We start from the raw sequence: 17,169 nt of genomic DNA on the forward strand, positions 1-17,169 counted from the left end.
GTCAGTGCCCACCAACCCCGGCCCCACCCCCACCCGGGGGGGGCCCCCGGGCGGGCCCACCGCCCCCCCCCCGGCCCCGCCCCGCCCGCCCCGGCCCCATTTCGTACGTCTGTGCGTGAGGCTTCCGCGCGGTACGTGAGGCGTCTGTACGGTCCGTACCGTCTGTACGTCTTCGGAGGTCCCGTCACGCGGCCTGGTGGGCCAGCAGGGCCGCGGCGGCGATCAGTACGGCCAGCAGCGCGATCAGGGTCATCGGGTTGAGGCCCGCGAAGAGATTCTCCTGCCGCAGTCGCTGGCGATTGGCCCGGCAGACGGGGCAGCGGCCCTCGCTCACGGGCGCCGCACAGTTCGCGCACACCAGCCGGTCGTACGTCATGCGCTCGCCCTCCTCACGGGTTCGTCCCACTCGGTTCAACGGTGGTGAGTCCATGAACGTTCCCCACTCCACTGTGCCAGGTTCCGCCCGGTGGTGCGTCCTGTCGCTCCGAGCGGGTGTCCCTCGGGGGTGCGGGAGGCCCCGCCGGAAAGTCACCGGCGTACAAAAGGCACAAGCGTCGCGCAACCGGGACCGGTGACTGCGGGGGTGTGCCCCGGTCGCGTATGGTCACGCACATCTACCCCCGGCGACCCGTGGTGCATCCGTGATCCGATTCGACAATGTCTCCAAGGTCTACCCCAAGCAGACCCGCCCCGCACTCAGGGATGTGTCCCTGGAAGTGGAGAAGGGTGAGTTCGTGTTCCTCGTGGGGTCCTCCGGCTCCGGGAAGTCCACCTTTCTGAGGCTGGTCCTCCGTGAGGAGCGGTGCAGCCACGGTCAGGTGCACATCCTGGGCAAGGACCTCGCCCGGCTGTCCAACTGGAAGGTGCCGCAGATGCGGCGCCAGCTGGGGACGGTCTTCCAGGACTTCCGGCTGCTGCCGAACAAGACGGTCGCCGAGAACGTGGCCTTCGCCCAGGAGGTCATCGGCAAGTCCCGAGGCGAGATCCGCAAGTCCGTGCCGCAGGTGCTGGAGCTGGTCGGGCTCGGCGGCAAGGAGGAACGGATGCCGGGCGAGCTGTCCGGCGGTGAGCAGCAGCGCGTCGCCATCGCGCGTGCCTTCGTCAACCGGCCCAAGCTGCTGATCGCCGACGAGCCCACCGGCAACCTCGACCCGCAGACCTCCGTCGGCATCATGAAGCTGCTCGACCGGATCAACCGGACCGGTACGACCGTCGTGATGGCCACACACGATCAGAACATCGTGGATCAGATGCGCAAGCGCGTCATCGAGCTGGAGCAGGGCCGCCTCGTCCGAGACCAGGCCCGCGGCGTCTACGGCTACCAGCACTGACCGCCACCGCCCCCGCAGACGTCCACGGAAAGGCTTAACCAGACGCCATGCGCGCCCAGTTCGTTCTGTCGGAGATCGGCGTCGGTCTCCGCCGCAATCTGACGATGACCTTCGCGGTCGTCGTCTCCGTCGCCCTGTCCCTGGCCCTGTTCGGCGGATCGCTCCTGATGAGCGATCAGGTGAACAGCATGAAGGGCTACTGGTACGACAAGGTCAACATCTCGATCTTCCTGTGCAACAAGGCCGACGCCGAGTCCGACCCCAACTGTGCCAAGGGCGCGGTCACCGAGGACCAGAAGAAGCAGATCCTCGCCGACCTGGACAAGATGTCGGTGGTCGACACGGTCACCTTCGAATCGCAGGACCAGGCGTACAAGCTCTACAAGGAGCAGTTCGGCGACTCCCCGCTGGCCAGTTCGCTCACGCCGGACCAGTTGCAGGAGTCGTACCGGATCAAGCTGAAGGACCCGGAGAAGTACCAGGTCGTCGCGACCGCCTTCAACGGGCGGGACGGTGTGCAGTCGGTGCAGGACCAGAAGGGGATCCTGGACAACCTCTTCGAGCTGCTCAACGGCATGAACTGGGCCGCGCGGGCGATCATGGCGCTGATGCTGGTGGTCGCGCTCATGCTGATCGTGAACACCGTGCGCGTCTCCGCGTTCAGCCGGCGGCGGGAGACCGGGATCATGCGGCTGGTCGGCGCCTCGGGCTTCTACATCCAGGCGCCGTTCATCATGGAGGCCGCGGTCGCCGGGCTGATCGGCGGGGCGGTCGCCTGCGGCTTCCTGGTGACCGCTCGATACTTCATCATCGATCACGGCTTCGCGCTGTCCGAGAAACTGACCTTGATCAATTTCATCGGCTGGGACGCCGTCCTCACCAAGCTGCCGCTGATCCTCGCGACCAGCCTGCTGATGCCCGCCTTCGCCGCGTTCCTCGCGTTGCGCAAGTACTTGAAGGTGTGACACACGCCCCCAGGGCCGGGGGGGGGGGCCCCCCCCGACGGGGTGAGGTCCGCGGGAACGGTGGTGTGGCTCAGCCGACGCGGGTCAGCCGACGCGGGTCAGCCGATGCGGGTGAGCCGGTCCTGCCAAGCAGGCTCGGCCAGGTCCCCCTGGAGCGCGACCGGCACCGAGACCGCGCCGCCGCCACTGCCGTCACCGACGGTCAGCGAACCGACCTCGGTACCGGCCTTCGCGGTACGCGGCAGTTCCTTGGGCGCGAAGGACACCTTCACCTCAAGCCCGGCCCAGCCCACCGCGGTGACATCACGGGTGACGACGACCGGGGTACGGCCGCCGAGACCGTCGTCGACGTACCCGACGACATCGCCCTTCTTCAGGATGGTCTGCGCGGTCAGCGCGGCCTGCGCGGCCCGCATGAGCTGGTCACCGGCGGACAGCGCGCCCTGGAGGATCGTGTTGTCCGAGCCGCCCGCGGGCTGGCGCACCACCGCGCCGACGATGGTCCGGGTCTCGCCGCCGATGTCCTTCGTCGCCGCGAAGACCAGATTGCCGAGCGCGGAGGTGGTGGTGCCGGTCTTGATCCCGACGACGTCGTTGTAGCCGACGAGCTGGTTCCAGTTGGAGTGGTTGACGCCCTTGTAGTCGTCGTACGACATCATCGCGGCGACCTCGCGGAAGGCGGGCTGCTCCATCGCGGTTTTTGCCAGCTTCACCTGGTCCACGGCCGTGGAGACCGTCGTGTCGTTCAGCCCCGAGGGGTCGGTGTACGTGGTGTCGGTCATGCCGAGGTCCGCGGCGGCGGCGTTCATCTTGTCCACGAACGCCTGGTCCGAGGTCGCGTCCCAGCGGGCCAGCAGGCGGGCCACGTTGTTCGCCGACGCGATCAGGATGCTCTCCACCGCCTCGCGCTCGGAGATCTGGTCACCGGCGGTGACATCGACCGTGGACTCCTGCCCGGCGTCCGACTCGTCCTCGGCCCGCTGATCGATGTCGATCATCGGCCCTTCCTCGCCGCTCTTGAGCGGGTGGTCGCGCAGGATGACGTACGCCGTCATGACCTTGGCGACACTGGCGATCGGCATGGGCTCCTGCTCACCGGACGAGCCGAACGAGCCGATGCCCTGGACGTCGAGAGCGGCCTGCCCGTCGGCGGGCCAGGGAATGTCTACCTTTTCGCCGCTCTCGCCACTCTCGCCGTTCTCGCCCCCGAAGGTGTGACTGTCCTGCGCGGTCAGCTCCAGGGACGGGGCGGGGAGCGGGCGTACGGTCTGCACGATCGCAAACACCACGAGCAGGAGCAGGACCAGGGGGGTCCAGATCTTGACCCGCCGGACCACCGTCCGCAACGGGGTCGCCGCGGGCGGTGGGGTGTTCGTCAGCTCCGCCAGCAGATCCAGCGGCGGCCTCGGCGGCAGCGGCTGCTGCGTCGTGCGGTCGGGCTCGACGCGGGGCAGCGCGGTGGTCCGCTCGGCGCCGGGGGGTGCCTGCGCCTCCAGCGGCTTGAGCGCGATGAACCTGCTGGTGCGCTCCGCTTCGGACTCGGGGGGGAGCTTGAGTGTGGTCGTGGGCTGATCGACGCGGCCGGCTCCGCGGCCGGCTCCGCCGCCGTCTTGGGCTGCGGCGCGGGCCTCGGCTTCGCCTTCGGCCCTTGCCGTGTTCCCACCCGCACCACCCGTGCGGCTCTCGTCGACGGCTGCGGGTGGCCCCTGCGGGGGGCGATCGCCGCTGGCGGGCGCGGGTGCGTTGGTGGTGGGCTCGGGGGTGCCGCGGGTGGGCCCGGTTGTGCCGCCGGTGTGTTCGGCCGTGCGGGCGGACAGGCCGTCCGTGCGTCCAGACGTGGCGTCGGCCGGTACGGGGGTGTCGCTGACCTTCGGCGCGTCGGCGTGCCGTGCGGCTTCGGCCGCCGTGCGCCGATCGGCGTCACCTTCGGTGCGCGGCTCGCCTCCGGCGCCGGGGTGCCGCTTGGCGTCAGTACCGGGGTGCCGCTTGGCGTCGGCCTCGGCTGTGCGCCGCCCTTCGGCCTCGGCGAGGTGCTCGCGCCTCTCGGCGGGGTGCCCGGCGTCGGCCTCGGAGGGCTGCTGGGGCTCAGGGGCGGTGCCCTCCCCGGCTTCAGCCTCAGCGTCGGGCTCGGAGGTAGCTCCGGCGGGCTTCCCGGCCCCGGGCGCGGTGTCCCGTACCGGCTCGGATCCCGATGTCGTGTGTCGCCGGGCTTCAGCCTGAGGGTCGGGAGCCTGAGGGTCGGGCTCGGAGGTAGCTCCGGCGGGCTTCCCGGCCCCGGGCGCGGTGTCTCGCACAGGCTCGGATCCCGGCGTCGTACGCCGCCCGGCTTCAGCCTGAGGGTCGGGCTTCGAGGCAGTCCCGGTGGGCTTCCCGGCCCCGGGCTCCGGCTCGGTTCCCGGCGTGGTGCGCCGTCCGGCCTCAGATCCGGCGTCCCTGTCCGCCACGGGCTCGGCGTCCCCTGCGGCCCCTGCCGCGCGGGTCTCTCGTACCGAAGCGGCCGGGTTCGTCTCCCCGGCAGGCTTCCCGTCCTTCGGGGTCTCCGGCGTCTTTACCGCCGCCGGGGCACCCTCGGGGGCCCCCAGAGCACCCTCAGGGGCCTCCTGGGCGCCCGCAGGGGCCGTTCGGGGGGCTCGGGGCACTCCGGAGCCTCCGGCGGCGTCAGCGGCCTTCTCCCGCGCTCCCGCGCTTCCGGGCGTGCCGGTGCTGTCCGCCGGGGCCGCTGTCGTCCCCGCCGCGCTGTCGAAACGGTTCGCCGCCCCGTCGGTCCTCAGGACCTGCGTGGCACCGCCCACGTCCCCGTCGGCCGTCCCGGCGGCTTCGGACACCTGCGCGGAACCGGACGCGCTCCCGGCGCCCGACGCGAGCACGGAGCCGGAAGTCCTCCCGGCGCCCGCCGCGTTGCCAGACCCATCCGGGCCGCCCCGGCCCTCGCCCGCCGCCGGGCCGGAGTCACTCGCGCGCTGGCCCTCGGTCACCGTCGGACCGGATTCGTCCGCGTCCTGGCTGGAGTGGCTCGCGCGCTGGCCCCCGGTCACCGTCGGGCTGGACCCGTCCGTGCCCTGGCTGGAGCGGCCCGCGCCTCCGCCGCCGGTCACCGTCGGGCTGGACCCGTCCGTGTCCTGGCTGGAGCGGCCCGCGCCCGGCTCCTCGGTCACCGCCCGGCCGGACCCGTCCGCACCCTGGCTGGAGCCACCCGCGCCTCCACCCCCGGTCACCGTCGAGCCGGACCCGCCCGCACCCCGGCTGGAGCCACCCGCGCCCCCGCCCCCGGTCACCGTCTGACCGGAGCCGCCCACGCCCTCGTCGTCCCCGTCTCCCGCATTGCCGGAGCCGCTGAGGTGGCCGTGCGCCGCCTGGCCGGAGCGACCCCCGTCGCCCGTATCGGCGGAGCCGCCCCCGTCGCCGTCCCCCGCCCGGCCGGAGCCGTCGGTGTCATGGGCCGCTCCACGGCCGGAGTCGCCGGTGTCACCAGCCGCTCCCCGGCGGGAGCCACCCCCGTACCCGCCGGAATCCTCCCCGTCCCGGCGTTCGCCGGAGTCGTCCGTGGGCTCGGCAGCCGGGGTCCGGTCCCCGGGGGTCACCCAGGTCGCCACTGCCTCGCGGAGGCGGGTGGGGTCGTCGAGGGGCGGGATCGTGAGGATCCGGGTCGCGGAGTCCGTGGTGCCGTTGCGTTCGGCCGGGTCTCGGGAGACGGCGAGGCGCGGGTCGCGGGGATCAGGAACCGGGGCCCCGGTCCCCGACGTCGGTTCCGCCGACGACTCGCGCTGCTTCGACCTGTCGGGGGACTCGCCCGCCACCGATGCCTCCTCCGTGCGCCACACGCTCTCGCGCGCTGTCCGAACCATGTACCAGTGTCCTGTGTGGGGGCCTGGCCCCTGCGGTAGACGAGAACGACATACCTATCGGTTCCACTACGAACCGGTCACGCACCCTCGACAGACCAATGTGAGAGGAGTCACCCTGTCACTCATCCACGCGGGGAGGCATGGATGGGCAGGAGCCGCAGAACAATTCCGGAAGAGCTTCTGCTGCTGGCGCTGGACCCGACCACGGGTACCACCGCACAGCCGCAGTCGCTCGACCTCGGTCTGGCCGGAGCGCAGCTAGTGGAGCTGGCGCTGGCCGGACGGATAGCCCCAGATGGGGATCGTATCGCCGTGGTGGCACCACGGCCGACAGGAGATCCGACTCTGGACAGCGCGTTGGAGCTGCTGCGCAGGCGTGGCGCTCCGGTGCGTGCCGTCCACTGGATCGGCGGGCCACGACTGGGGCTTCGCCAGACGTATCTCTCGCATCTGGAGCGGTGCGGCATGGTGCATGCCGTGGCGGGCCAGATGTGCGGGGTGCTGCCGACGACTCGCTACCAGGCGACGGACACCGACATCAGCCGGGAGATCAGAACCCGGCTGGACTCCGCGATCCGCACCGGCGTACCGCCGGACCCGCGGACCGCGGCGCTCGCCGCCCTGGCGCACGCGGTCGGGCTCGGCAAGCACCTGTACCCGGGCAACGAGGGGCGTTCCTCTCGATCCCGGCTACGGGACCTGATCAGGCACGACCCGATGGGCGGTCTCGTCGCGCACGCGGTGATGGACGTCCAGAACGGTGTGGGAGCACAGCCGCGCCGCAACCCGGCGACGGCCGCGCGTCCGGCCCCGGCGGGCAGGCCCGCGGCGGAACCCGCTCGCGGGGTTCCGGCGCAGCCGCACCGGAGTTCCATGGCACGTGCCGTGGCTCACTGAGCCGCAGCCACGGCAGCACACGCGCCAGGAACACCGGAACGCGCGGTGACAAGCCGGCACGAACGGTCGTGCCGGTACGACCGTATGCCCCTAGACCCGGTTCGGGAGCCGCTGGTCCGAGCGGGGTGGTGAGACCTTCGTGGCCTCGCCGCCCCGCTCGGCCGTGTTTCCAGGCGCTGAGTCGTTCGGGTTTTCAGGGGCAACCAGGGGGCGTGCGGAGGCACAGCGGCGTGAACTGGCGTGTCCTCGCTGCATATCCGCCGTTTCCCAGCGGTAGCAAGCACCTTGATGGCAGTCTGCTCAACAGCAGATACGCATAGTTGCAGTTAATTTTCAGGCACGCAGCCGGAGGTGCACGTCCCGTGGCGTCCAATGTCAATCCCACCGTCAGGCGACGTCGGCTGGGCCAGGAGCTGCGCCGGCTCCGTGAGCTGAAGGGCATGACGGCCGAGGAGGTCGCCGAGCGACTGCTGGTGTCCCAGTCGAAGATCAGCCGTCTGGAGAACGGGCGGCGCAGCATCAGCCAGCGTGACGTCCGCGATCTGTGCGGGGTCTACGAGGTCGAGGACGTCCGGATGGTCGACTCGCTGATGGAGATGGCCAAGGACTCCCGCCAGCAGGGCTGGTGGCACTCCTTCGGCGATATCCCGTACAGCGTCTACATCGGCCTGGAGACCGACGCCGCGAGCCTGCGCGTGTACGACCCGCAGGTCATCCCCGGCCTGCTCCAGACCCGCGGATACGCCGAGTCCCTGATCGTCGGCGCGCTGCCGGAGGCGGCCTCGGCGGACATCGACAAGCGGGTGCAGGTCCGGCTGCGCCGGCAGGAACGTATTTCTGCCGCCGAGAACCCGCTGCGCCTGTGGGCGGTGCTGGACGAGGCCGCGCTGCGCCGCGAGGTGGGCAACAAGCAGGTGATGATCGAGCAGTTGGAACATCTGCTGGAGATGTCCCAGCTTCCGCATGTCACCGTGCAGGTGATCCCGTTCTCGATGGGCGCCCACCCGGGCGTCAGCGGTCAGTACGCGATCCTCGAATTCCCCGACGCGGCCGACTCCAGCGTGGTCTACATCGAGGGCGTCACCAGTGATCTTTATCTGGAGAAGCCGCAGGACGTCGGAAAGTACAGCGTGATGTACGAGCATCTGCGGGCGCAGGCGCTGAATGTCGAGCAGAGCCGCCAATTCATCTCCGACACGGCGAAGGACTACGCCGGAAAGCCCTGACACCTGACAAAGGCACCTGGATTGTGCCCCGTGAATGTGCGGCGGGGCACTGTACAGGGTGGCCCATTGGAGAGGGAAGTCTCCACTGGAATATGCCCCCCGGTCGAGTGAATGGCCGCTCCGCTCAGCAGCGTTGGCGAGTAGCGTCGATCACGCCATCAAGCAACAACGTTGGCGTAAACCGTGTGCCGCACGGTGACAGCAACTCAGCAACTGCTTACCGGAGCGAAAATGGCAATCACACAGGGCGCGACGGACACCTGGATCAAGTCGTCCTACTCCCAGGGCAATGGCGCGTGCGTCGAGATCAAGTCCCCTGTCCTGCCGGCGATGGCCGTCCGGGACTCCAAGGTCCACGACGGTCCCATCCTGGCCTTTCCCACGGACTCGTGGAACGCGTTCGTGACCTCGATCAAGGCGTGAAGGAAGGGTCTTTCTGATCCTTCCTGATTCACCCTGATCTTCTCTGATTCACCACAACTCAACAAGCACCGCCAAGAGAGCCCTCTCGACCAGCCCGCCGTCCTTGCCGAGGGGGCTCGGCTTGTGCCCCGGAGCCACCGGTCGCGCCGCCCCGCCATCCTCCGCCACCGGGCGTGCTGAGCCCGGTGACACAGGACGTGCGGCCCGCCCCAGGGGCGAGGTCAGCCCAGCTGGGCCTCCACCGCGGCGGTCACCTCGGGGGACTCGGGGTCGGTCTGCGGGGCGAACCGGGCGACGACGCCGCCGTCCCGGGCGACCAGGAACTTCTCGAAGTTCCAGCGGATGTCGCCGCTGTGCCCCTCGGCGTCGGCGAAGCCCGTGAGGCGCTGGTAGAGCGGGTGCCGCGCGTCGCCGTTGACGTCCACCTTCTCGGTCAGCGGGAAGCTCACGCCGTACGTCGCCGAGCAGAACTCGGCGATCTCCTCGGCGCTGCCGGGCTCCTGGCCCGCGAACTGGTTGCAGGGCACGCCGAGCACGGTGAGACCGCGGTCCGCGTAGCGCTGCTGGAGGCGCTCCAGACCGGCGTACTGCGGGGTGAGGCCGCACTTGGAGGCGACGTTGACGATGAGGACGGGGCCGCCCGAGTACCGGGGGAGGTCGGCCGGGGTGCCGTTGAGGGAGTTGATCTCGACGTCTAGTACGGAGTTTGCCGTCATGGGGGAATCGTAGGCGCCCCGCTCATGGCGGTTTCGGGGGGTCGGGTGCGGCGGATTCAGGATTCAGGTTTCAAGGGGGTCCGGCCGGGAGCGGCGTCGAGGAGGACCTGGCCCGCCGCCGTCCGCTCGTAGTACACGGACCGGCCGGCCGGGCGGCGCTCGATCAGCCCGGCGTCGAGCAGGACGCGCAGATGGCGGCCGACGGACCCGAGGCTCTGCCCGGTCAGGGCGGTGAGCTGGGTGGTGGTCAGCGGGGTGGCCAGCAGGGCGAGGACGCGGGCGCGGGCAGGGCCGAGGAGCGCGCCGAGGGCGGCCGGTGCCGGGGCCCGGTCCGGGCCGTCGGCCAGCACACCGGCGCAGGGGTAGACGAGGGCGTACGAGTCCGGTTCCTCCCAGGCGACCCAGCCGGTCTGCGGGGTGACCGGCACCAGCAGGAGCTGGGCGCCGGAGATCTCGCGGGGCGGGTACTCATGCCGATTGACCTGGAGGCGGCTCTCGCCGAGCCAGCGGGTGCCGGGCCGCAGGGCGTCCAGCACCGTGGCCCAGCCGCCCCGGCTGACCTGCGCGGTACGGGCGATGACATCGGCCTCCAGGACGCGTCGGCGCCGGGGCCAGGAGGGACGTACGGCGTCCTCCCAGACGTGGGTGAGCAGGCGGGCAGCGCGGTCGGGGAGGTCGTCGCGGTCGAGGACGGGCGGGAGCGGGCCCGCCAGCGAGCGGCGCAGATGGGCGCGGGCGGCGTCCGGGGGCGCGGCGCGGACCCGGGCGAGGCCCGCCTCGAAGCTCTCGCCGTCCCTCGGGGTGGGGGTGAGGAAGTCGGCGATCCAGTCCCGGCCCAGCCCCGAGCGCACCAGCAGGGCGGTCACCGGGTCGGCGGCGAGCCGGGCGCGGTAGGCGGGCAGGTGGGCGCGCAGCCAGGCCGTCTCGCCGGGGTGGGCACCGGCACCCGCGTGCAGCACCTTGAGGGCCGCGAAGGTCTCGGCGAGCGGGGAGAGCAGGAAGCGGCTGCGGGCAAGGGTGTCCGCGTTGACCTGCCACCAGCCCATGCGGGGTCACCGCCTTTGACGAGGGTGCGGAGGACGGAAGGCGGTGACCCGCTACCGGCCTGTGCCGGGTCAGCGCCTCTGATGAGGGTGTGGAGGACGGTAGATGGTGACCCGCCACCGGCCCATGCCGGGTCATCACCTTTCGCGCAGGCGCGAAACGTTACCGAGTGCCATTCCGGCCGCCGGAGACTCCCCTTCATGCGTAGCTACCGGGCACTCTTCCGCACGCCGGAATTCACGCCGCTGTTCCTGGCCTCGGGGACCCAGATCGCGGCCCAGACGGTGGCGGGTCTGGCGCTCGCCACGTTGGTGTACCGGGCGACGGGCTCACCTCTGCTGTCGGCGGTGAGCATGTTCGGCCCGTCGCTGGCCCAGGTGGTGGGGGCGACGTTCCTGCTGTCGGCGGCGGACCGGCTGCCGCCGAGGGCGGCCCTGACGGCCCTCTCGCTGTCCTTCGCCGCCTTCGCGGCCGGCACGGCGGTCCTGACGGCGCCCGGCCTGCCCCTCTGGCCGGTCTTCGCCCTGATCTTCCTCCAGGGCCTGACCGCGTCGGTGGGCGGCGGCGTCCGCTGGGGCCTGCTGAACGAGATCCTGCCGAAGGACGGCTACCTCCTGGGCCGCTCCGTCCTCAACATGACGAGCGGCCTGGCGCAGATCGTGGGCTTCGCGACCGGCGGCGCCCTGCTGACCGTACTGTCCCCCCGTACGGCCCTGATCCTCGCCGCCCTCCTCCACATCGCCTCGGCCCTCCTGACCGGCGTGGGCCTGACGCGCCGCCCGCCCCGCGCCCTCGGCCGCCCGTCCCCGTCGGTGACCTGGCGCACGAACGCCCTGCTGTTCTCCTCCCGCCCGCGCCGCCTGGTCCTGCTGGCCCTGTGGATCCCGAACGGCCTGGTGGTCGGCTGTGAGTCGCTGTTCGTGCCGTACGACCCCACCGCCGCCGGAACCCTCTTCGCGTGCGCGGCGCTGGGGATGGTCGTCGGGGACGTCACGGTGGGCCGCCTCGTGCCACCGCCCCGCAGACGCCGCCTCGGCCACCCCCTCCTGGTCCTCCTCGCGGCCCCGTACCTCCTCTTCGCCCTCCACCCGCCCCTGCCCCTGGCGGCGGCCCTCACCACCCTCGCCTCGGTGGGGTTCGGGGCGAGCCTGGTCCAGCAGGAACGGCTGATGTCCCTGACCCCGGACACCCACGCGGGTCACGTCCTCGGCCTGCACTCGGCGGGGATGCTGACCATGCAGGGGGTCGGGGCTGCGGTGGCGGGCGCGGTGGCGCAGACGACCTCACCAGGGGTGGCGATCGCGGTGATGGCCGGGGGGTCGCTGGCGGTCACGACGGTGTTGGCGGCGTGGGGGCGGGACGGAGGTGGTGGCCGGGGAGCGGGCCGGAGGGGGCGGCGGACGCGGGCCGGAGGCGGCCGGGGCGGCCAGGTGAAGGGCAACTCTCCCTCCCGGCACGTTAGTTGACCGGATTCACGGTTGCGGTCACCGGGGATGGGCCTAGGGTGACGGCACTGGGACCGGGGAACGGCGAGGGGGAACGCTCGTGTCGGTGCGCAGGCGGATCGTTCTGCTGTGTGTCTCCTTCGCCGTGCTCGGCAGCCCGTGGGTCCAGGAGCCGCTCCTGGAGTTTGTCTACGGCGACCACTACGACGACGACCTCCTGCGCTGGTTCGCCGGTACGACGTACGTCGTGAGCTGGGATCTCTCCAGCGAGAGGTACTGGGGGACCGCCGCGCTCGTCGTCAGCGACATCAGCGCGGCGGTGCTGATTCTCGGGTTCGGGCTGCTCGCCGTACGGCTCGTCGGCCGGGGCCTGTCCGGCCGGCTGCGGAGCTGGACGCGGTGTCTGGCCGCCGGGCTGATCGCCTCCGAACTCGCCGCCGTGGTGCGCTGGCTGCTCGCCACGCTGTTCGTCCACGACCCCACCCTCGAAGCCGGGGGCCCGCTCAGCGGCTATCTGCGCGGCGCGGCGCTCGACTTCGGCCTGCTGGCCGGGTTCCTGCTCGGCCTCCTCACGACCGGTCTGCCACGCCGGGCGGGCCAGGGATTCACCGGGGCCGCCAGCAAGCGGTACGCGACCACCGCGACCACGGCCACCCCAGCCACGACCGCGACCACGGGAACCGCCCCCGCACCCCGCCCGTTCCGCCGCCTGAAGGGAACCCCCGGCATGACGACTCCGCAGGTGCACATGCCGGTCGGGCGGACGCCGGGCGATGTCACCCGGTATCTGTGCGCCGCCGCTCATGTCGACGAGGACTTCGCCGACCGGGTGGTGGAGGACGTCGTCGCCGACGAGGTCGGTGCGGCGGCGCCCTCGCCCGATGTCGACCTGGTGGCGGTGGCCCATCACTGCCTGGCCGCCAAGGAGACCCGGTACCACCGTGATCTGCGGCTGGCCGCCGCCCTCGGCGTCGTCGCCGTCTGCGCACCCCTGTGGACGCTGCTGCCCGCCACGCTCCTGGCCGTCACCGCCGCCGCGGGCCGCTCCCGGCCCAGTCTCGCCACCCGCGGCAGCCATCAGCCCGGCGGCCGGGTCCTGGTCGCCGCCGCGCTCCGGGCCGCCGCCGCGGTGCTCGGCGCCTTCCTGGCCGGCCTCGGCCTGGGCACGCTCGCCCTGCCCGGCTTCCCCGGCTGGCTGCTCGGCGGCTACGGCGGCGGGCTCCCGGCGGTGCTGATCTCCCTGGCGGCCACGGCGTACGCGTACGTCATCGTCGTACGCCATGACATGGGGACCGACCGCGAGCTGCGCGAGACCATGACCCGGGAGCGCTTCTACCGGCTGCCGCTCCCGCCGGTCCCGCCGCACCCCTGGCTCGCCACCCGGCTGGCCGTCCTGCGGGAGGCGCGGGACGGCAATGTCACCGTCTACGGCGGCTACTCGCCGTTCATCGGCTACTCGGCGACCAGTTCCACCTGGTCCCTCGCCGTCCCGCTGCTGCCCGCGGACGAACCCCTCGACACCGGCACGGCCACCGACGCGCCCCGGCCCTTCACCGTCACCGAACTCGTCGATCACGTACGTGAACATTTGCGATCGGTAGCGCGGCGCGCCGACGACCTGGCGGACGGGCCGACGGACGGGCCGGCGGACGGACGGCCGGCGGGCGCTGAGCCGGACGACGGCGAGAGCCTCCGATCCCTGAGCATCGAGGACCGGATCTTCGCGGAAGGTACGAGCATCGGCGACGACGGCCGTTTCATCCTGTCGAGCCAGCTCGCCCCGGCCGCGCGGCTCACCCCCGAAGCGATCGAAGAGATCATGCTCCACCCGACCGGCACGGTCCGGCACTATCTGGCGGTGCATGTGCCGCTGTGGGGCGGGGATGTCGTACCGAGCGTGTTCCTGCACTTCTCCACCGCCGGCCGCACCCTCCATCTGCACTGCGACAACCATGTCCTGGGCCCCGTCGCCGCGGCCTACCACATCGTGGACCGGCTGCGCGGACCGCTCGGCAAGGCCGGTGAACGCGGGCTGCTGCTCGCGGCCGTCGCCCACACCGGCCGCGTCCTCTACCGCGCCCCCCTCGCCGCCCTGCGCCACGCCCGCTTCGAACAGCGGCACAACCGCCGGATGCTGGACGAACTGACCGCGCTGGAAGAGGATCCGGTCTTCGACTTCGGCGCCCGCGTCAGCATCCGCGAACTGGGCCTGAGCCCGAACTACCAGAACTACTTCCAGGTCGTGGACGCCGCCCGCATCGTCTCCACCGTCCAGCGCCACACCCTCGCCGCGATCCGCGAGTTCCTCGACACCCGCGGCTACGACATCACCGACTTCCGCAGCCAGCAGCAGACCATCCTCAACCAGGGCCTCATCCAGCAGGGCGGCACGAGCATCATCGGCAACCAGGCCATCGGCACGGGGGCCAGCGCGACGCAGAATGTGGGGCGGGGGGAGTCGGGGGCGGCGGGGGCTGCCGCCGGGCAGCAGCAGTGAGCGCCTGCACGAGGGACAGCGCAGCCATCACAAGCATCACCGAACATCGGCAATATCGCGGACAGGGAGTACGGGCATGGGCAACGACGACGGCCGTATCGAACCGCCCGTCAACAACGGCCTGGTGATCAAGGGCGGCACCCACTACGTCGGCAACCAGGCCATCGGCCACCGCGCCCAGGCGTTCTCCGGCTCGGTGAGCTTCCAGCAGCAGGCCGGTGACGAGGCCGCCGCCCGTACGGCCGAACTCCTCGCGCTCATCGAACGGTTGCTGGAGGAGAACCGCGACGCGCTCGCCGACCCGGACGCCACCACCCGGGAACTGCGCCGACTGCGCGAGGAACTCGACGAGGAGGAGCCCCAGCCGGGAGTCCTGCGCCGCGCCCTCGACCGCCTGACCGCCTTCACCCAGCCGGTCACCCCGCTGGCGGTGGCGGTGGGGGAGTTGTCGGTGATGGTGCGGGGGGTGTTGGGGGCCTGAGGGGGTGAGGGGGGGAGGGTCTGGGACCAAGTCGGGTGCCCCGGCGCCGGGCAGCCCCTTCGGCACCCCTGTGGCGCGGTCACCGGGACGGTACGCGTCGCCGTTCGAGGTGGATGCCGGTGAACACGGCGACTTTGACGCGCAGGACTCGGAGGAGCCCGAGGCCGCCCGCCCGCCGACGGCGAGCAGCCCTCCGTATCACCCGCCCCCGCGCCCCGGTCGCCACATCGCCGTCACCGTCAGGTCCCCGAGGCCGGTGCGCGCGAGTACCCCGAAGCCGAAATGCTCGTAGAGCGCCTCGTTGGCGGGGTCGGCCGTGGTGAGGAAGACGCCGACGCGGGCCGGGACGGTGTCCACGACGTGGGTGAGCAGGCGCCCCCCGGCACCCCGGCCGCGTGCGTGCTGTGCGACGCCGAGGAATTCCAGGGTCCACGCGCCGGGGGGCGTCCGAGGCTCCGTGACGTGGAGGTAGCGCAGGGTGCGGAGCAGTGCGCGGGGGCCGCAGTGGCGGAGGACGGCCAGGGTCCAGGCCGTCGCCGCTCGGGCGGAGGGCTCGGCGCCGGGCGGGGTGAGCACGGCGGCGGCGACCGGTGCTCCGTGCGGGGCGTCGGTCAGGACCGTTCGCCGGGCGCCCGCGAGGGTCGCCTGCGTGGTCAGGGTCGCCGCGAACCAGCGCTCCCGTACGTCTGCCGAGTCGCCGCAGATCCAACGGGTGGCCGGTTCCCGGGCGAAGGCGGGGGCGAGGACGGCACGGCACTCCTCGACGGAGGCGTCCTCGCGCGCAGGGGGAGGGGACGCAGCGGGAGGGCCCGCAGGGGGAGGGGAACTGTCAGTCACGTGCCCCCCTCAGCGGAGTCTCCGGTACGAGATGACACACCAGCAGCTTCAGATGGAACAGCGGCGCGAACCACACCAGCGCGAGCGGCACCGTCAGCCAGAAGAGATTGACCAGCACCACCGCCGTCCAGACCCCCACCGCCACCGGACGGGCCACCTGGACCGGCGTGAACTCCACCGCCGCCGCCCCGGCGAGCAGCAGCCCCGCGTTGCCCAGCGTCCAGGCGAGATCCCCCTCCAGGACCACCGTCCCCAGCACGGCGAGATGCAGCAGATGGGCCGCCACGAAGAACAGCCGTGCCCGCCGGGCTCCCGGGGCCCGCCGGTGGTACCAGCGCTTGGCCGCGTTCGTGGCGTTGGTGAGGATCCCGCCGATCAGATCCAGCCCGGCCACCAGGACGACGGTCAGCTGGCTTGCCTTGAGCTCTACGGTCCGCTCATGCACCGACCAAGGAGGAGGCCGGGCGTGCGGCGGCCCCCGGCGGGGTGCTGCGGCTCCTGGACCAGGCGCACTGGGCCGAGGACTGGCTCCACCAGCTCACCGGCCGCGCGGCCCACAGGGTGGACGAGGACGTCCCGGATCTACGACATCACGGCCCTTCTGGCACTTCCCCCGGAGACCAGAGAGAGGGCCTGGTCGTCGTCATCCTCACGGACGAGAACTGCCTCGGGAGAACGCCGGGGATGGCAAGCCTCAAGGATGAGGAGGCGGTGACCGAACCGAGGCAACATCGAGTGACGGAGAAGTGCTGCTCCGTCATCGCAGGCCGAAAGGAGACTGCAATGTCAGATTCAGCTCCCGCCGCAGGATGGGCCGCCCCCGGCCCCGAACTTGAGCCGAAGACCGCCTCAGGATTGGTCGCCGCCGTGGCGGGCATGTTGGCCGCAACGGCAGTCGCAGCGCCCATCGCTCTCGTGGCCCAGGGAGTAGCAGCCCTCACGGGTGGGGACCAGGACAAGGCGGTTGACGCCGTCATGAAGCCGACGAGCAGGGCCGTGGAGAAGTTCATCGACGCGGCCGACAAGCACAACGAGACGATCGTCAAGGCCGGAATCACCGCCGCTGTCGGAGCCATCGCCCACGGGTCCAGCTCGAAGAGCTGACCCGGCGGTACCCGCCCTCGCGGTATCTACTCCTGCCTCGAACCCCCGTCCAAGTGGACGGGGGTTTCGTCATACCCAGAGCATTCCTCGCACTTGTCGCGCATGTGCGAGCCAAGCCGCGCAAGGGTCCTGATCTGACGTCTGGGGGTGTCGCACGGGTGCAAGCGGCCCTCGCCCGCGAACACCGGGTCAGCCGCGGGACGATCCGTTGAGCCGTCGGCGGCCTCCTGCCCGACCACACCGCCGGGTGCGCTCGACAAAGAACTCCGGCTTGCTGATGGGGTGTCGGATCTGCTCGGCCATCACGCCGTCCTTCTCCTGCGACTACAGACCCGGCGACCCTAACCGCCCGCGCGGA

General features: G+C 71.6%; 15 protein-coding genes. 9 read left to right on the top strand and 6 right to left on the bottom strand.

The genetic code is table 11. The features are described 5' to 3' along the window. Positions 1–184 precede the first annotated feature (184 nt). The gene (locus tag ACFXAZ_RS33965) at positions 185–376 is read right to left on the bottom strand and encodes a hypothetical protein (RefSeq protein WP_384599123.1); all 192 of its coding nucleotides are present in this window, start codon (positions 374–376) and stop codon (positions 185–187) included. Positions 377–641: 265 nt separating this feature from the next. Between ACFXAZ_RS33965 and ftsE the strand changes: the two genes are divergently transcribed. Continuing rightward, on the top strand, positions 642–1,331 hold the full coding sequence (gene ftsE / locus ACFXAZ_RS33970) for a cell division ATP-binding protein FtsE (RefSeq protein ID WP_384599053.1): 690 nt from the start codon (positions 642–644) through the stop codon (positions 1,329–1,331). A gap of 47 nt (positions 1,332–1,378) precedes the next feature. Beyond that, complete coding sequence (ftsX, locus tag ACFXAZ_RS33975; protein ID WP_382681219.1) at positions 1,379–2,296, top strand: permease-like cell division protein FtsX; 918 nt, start codon at positions 1,379–1,381, stop codon at positions 2,294–2,296. Between the two features lie 98 nt (positions 2,297–2,394). Here ftsX and ACFXAZ_RS33980 read toward each other — a convergent pair whose 3' ends face one another. Further along, a complete protein-coding gene (locus tag ACFXAZ_RS33980) occupies positions 2,395–6,141 on the bottom strand; it encodes a D-alanyl-D-alanine carboxypeptidase (protein ID WP_384599056.1) in 3,747 nt (1,248 codons plus the stop codon). Positions 6,142–6,285: 144 nt separating this feature from the next. On the opposite strand from ACFXAZ_RS33980, the gene ACFXAZ_RS33985 reads away from it, so the two are divergent. The 3 genes from ACFXAZ_RS33985 (at position 6,286) to ACFXAZ_RS33995 (ending at position 8,687) form a co-directional block, all read left to right on the top strand. Continuing rightward, positions 6,286–7,038: a GPP34 family phosphoprotein gene (locus tag ACFXAZ_RS33985; protein ID WP_384599059.1), complete on the top strand. Its 753-nt coding sequence runs from the start codon at positions 6,286–6,288 to the stop codon at positions 7,036–7,038. A 362-nt stretch (positions 7,039–7,400) separates the two neighbouring features. Beyond that, entirely contained in the window at positions 7,401–8,264 is an 864-nt protein-coding gene (locus ACFXAZ_RS33990; protein ID WP_384599062.1) for a helix-turn-helix domain-containing protein, read from the top strand. A gap of 231 nt (positions 8,265–8,495) precedes the next feature. After that, on the top strand, positions 8,496–8,687 hold the full coding sequence (locus tag ACFXAZ_RS33995; RefSeq protein ID WP_384599065.1) for a DUF397 domain-containing protein: 192 nt from the start codon (positions 8,496–8,498) through the stop codon (positions 8,685–8,687). A gap of 221 nt (positions 8,688–8,908) precedes the next feature. Here ACFXAZ_RS33995 and ACFXAZ_RS34000 read toward each other — a convergent pair whose 3' ends face one another. Both ACFXAZ_RS34000 and ACFXAZ_RS34005 read right to left on the bottom strand, forming a co-directional pair. After that, positions 8,909–9,403 (bottom strand): glutathione peroxidase, encoded by a 495-nt coding sequence (locus tag ACFXAZ_RS34000; protein WP_384599067.1) that lies wholly within the window; start codon positions 9,401–9,403, stop codon positions 8,909–8,911. Positions 9,404–9,459: 56 nt separating this feature from the next. Beyond that, a complete protein-coding gene (locus ACFXAZ_RS34005; RefSeq protein WP_384599070.1) occupies positions 9,460–10,449 on the bottom strand; it encodes a winged helix-turn-helix domain-containing protein in 990 nt (329 codons plus the stop codon). Between the two features lie 198 nt (positions 10,450–10,647). Here ACFXAZ_RS34005 and ACFXAZ_RS34010 point away from each other — a divergent pair, with 198 nt between their 5' ends. From ACFXAZ_RS34010 to ACFXAZ_RS34020, 3 genes are all read left to right on the top strand, one after another. Then, complete coding sequence (locus ACFXAZ_RS34010) at positions 10,648–11,913, top strand: MFS transporter (protein ID WP_384599073.1); 1,266 nt, start codon at positions 10,648–10,650, stop codon at positions 11,911–11,913. Positions 11,914–11,992: 79 nt separating this feature from the next. Beyond that, on the top strand, positions 11,993–14,389 hold the full coding sequence (locus ACFXAZ_RS34015; protein ID WP_384599076.1) for a hypothetical protein: 2,397 nt from the start codon (positions 11,993–11,995) through the stop codon (positions 14,387–14,389). A 76-nt stretch (positions 14,390–14,465) separates the two neighbouring features. Then, positions 14,466–14,870: a hypothetical protein gene (locus ACFXAZ_RS34020; RefSeq protein WP_384599079.1), complete on the top strand. Its 405-nt coding sequence runs from the start codon at positions 14,466–14,468 to the stop codon at positions 14,868–14,870. A gap of 198 nt (positions 14,871–15,068) precedes the next feature. Here the strand turns inward: ACFXAZ_RS34020 and ACFXAZ_RS34025 are convergent, their stop codons facing one another. Both ACFXAZ_RS34025 and ACFXAZ_RS34030 read right to left on the bottom strand, forming a co-directional pair. Beyond that, positions 15,069–15,707 carry a GNAT family N-acetyltransferase gene (locus tag ACFXAZ_RS34025; protein ID WP_384599082.1) on the bottom strand — a complete coding sequence of 213 codons (639 nt, stop codon included), beginning with the start codon at positions 15,705–15,707 and terminating at the stop codon, positions 15,069–15,071. After that, the gene (locus ACFXAZ_RS34030; protein ID WP_384599085.1) at positions 15,700–16,152 is read right to left on the bottom strand and encodes a hypothetical protein; all 453 of its coding nucleotides are present in this window, start codon (positions 16,150–16,152) and stop codon (positions 15,700–15,702) included. Before ACFXAZ_RS34030 ends, ACFXAZ_RS34025 begins: the two co-directional genes overlap by 8 nt. 338 nt (positions 16,153–16,490) lie before the next feature. Between ACFXAZ_RS34030 and ACFXAZ_RS34035 the strand changes: the two genes are divergently transcribed. Beyond that, positions 16,491–16,811, top strand: coding sequence for a hypothetical protein (locus tag ACFXAZ_RS34035; RefSeq protein ID WP_384599088.1), 321 nt, complete (start codon positions 16,491–16,493; stop codon positions 16,809–16,811). Positions 16,812–17,169 lie beyond the last annotated feature (358 nt).

The sequence above is a fragment of the Streptomyces sp. NPDC059477 genome (genome assembly GCF_042749375.1).
GTDB lineage: Bacteria > Actinomycetota > Actinomycetes > Streptomycetales > Streptomycetaceae > Streptomyces.

What these genes read in the sequence shown, in the direction of transcription:
- ACFXAZ_RS33965 (WP_384599123.1), bottom strand. Translation starts at nt 376, where the DNA reads ATGACGTACGACCGGCTGGTGTGCGCGAACTGTGCGGCGCCCGTGAGC.
- ftsX (WP_382681219.1), top strand. Translation starts at nt 1,379, where the DNA reads ATGCGCGCCCAGTTCGTTCTGTCGGAGATCGGCGTCGGTCTCCGCCGC.
- ACFXAZ_RS33980 (WP_384599056.1), bottom strand. Translation starts at nt 6,141, where the DNA reads ATGGTTCGGACAGCGCGCGAGAGCGTGTGGCGCACGGAGGAGGCATCG.
- ACFXAZ_RS33985 (WP_384599059.1), top strand. Translation starts at nt 6,286, where the DNA reads ATGGGCAGGAGCCGCAGAACAATTCCGGAAGAGCTTCTGCTGCTGGCG.
- ACFXAZ_RS33995 (WP_384599065.1), top strand. Translation starts at nt 8,496, where the DNA reads ATGGCAATCACACAGGGCGCGACGGACACCTGGATCAAGTCGTCCTAC.
- ACFXAZ_RS34000 (WP_384599067.1), bottom strand. Translation starts at nt 9,403, where the DNA reads ATGACGGCAAACTCCGTACTAGACGTCGAGATCAACTCCCTCAACGGC.
- ACFXAZ_RS34005 (WP_384599070.1), bottom strand. Translation starts at nt 10,449, where the DNA reads ATGGGCTGGTGGCAGGTCAACGCGGACACCCTTGCCCGCAGCCGCTTC.
- ACFXAZ_RS34010 (WP_384599073.1), top strand. Translation starts at nt 10,648, where the DNA reads ATGCGTAGCTACCGGGCACTCTTCCGCACGCCGGAATTCACGCCGCTG.
- ACFXAZ_RS34020 (WP_384599079.1), top strand. Translation starts at nt 14,466, where the DNA reads ATGGGCAACGACGACGGCCGTATCGAACCGCCCGTCAACAACGGCCTG.
- ACFXAZ_RS34035 (WP_384599088.1), top strand. Translation starts at nt 16,491, where the DNA reads ATGTCAGATTCAGCTCCCGCCGCAGGATGGGCCGCCCCCGGCCCCGAA.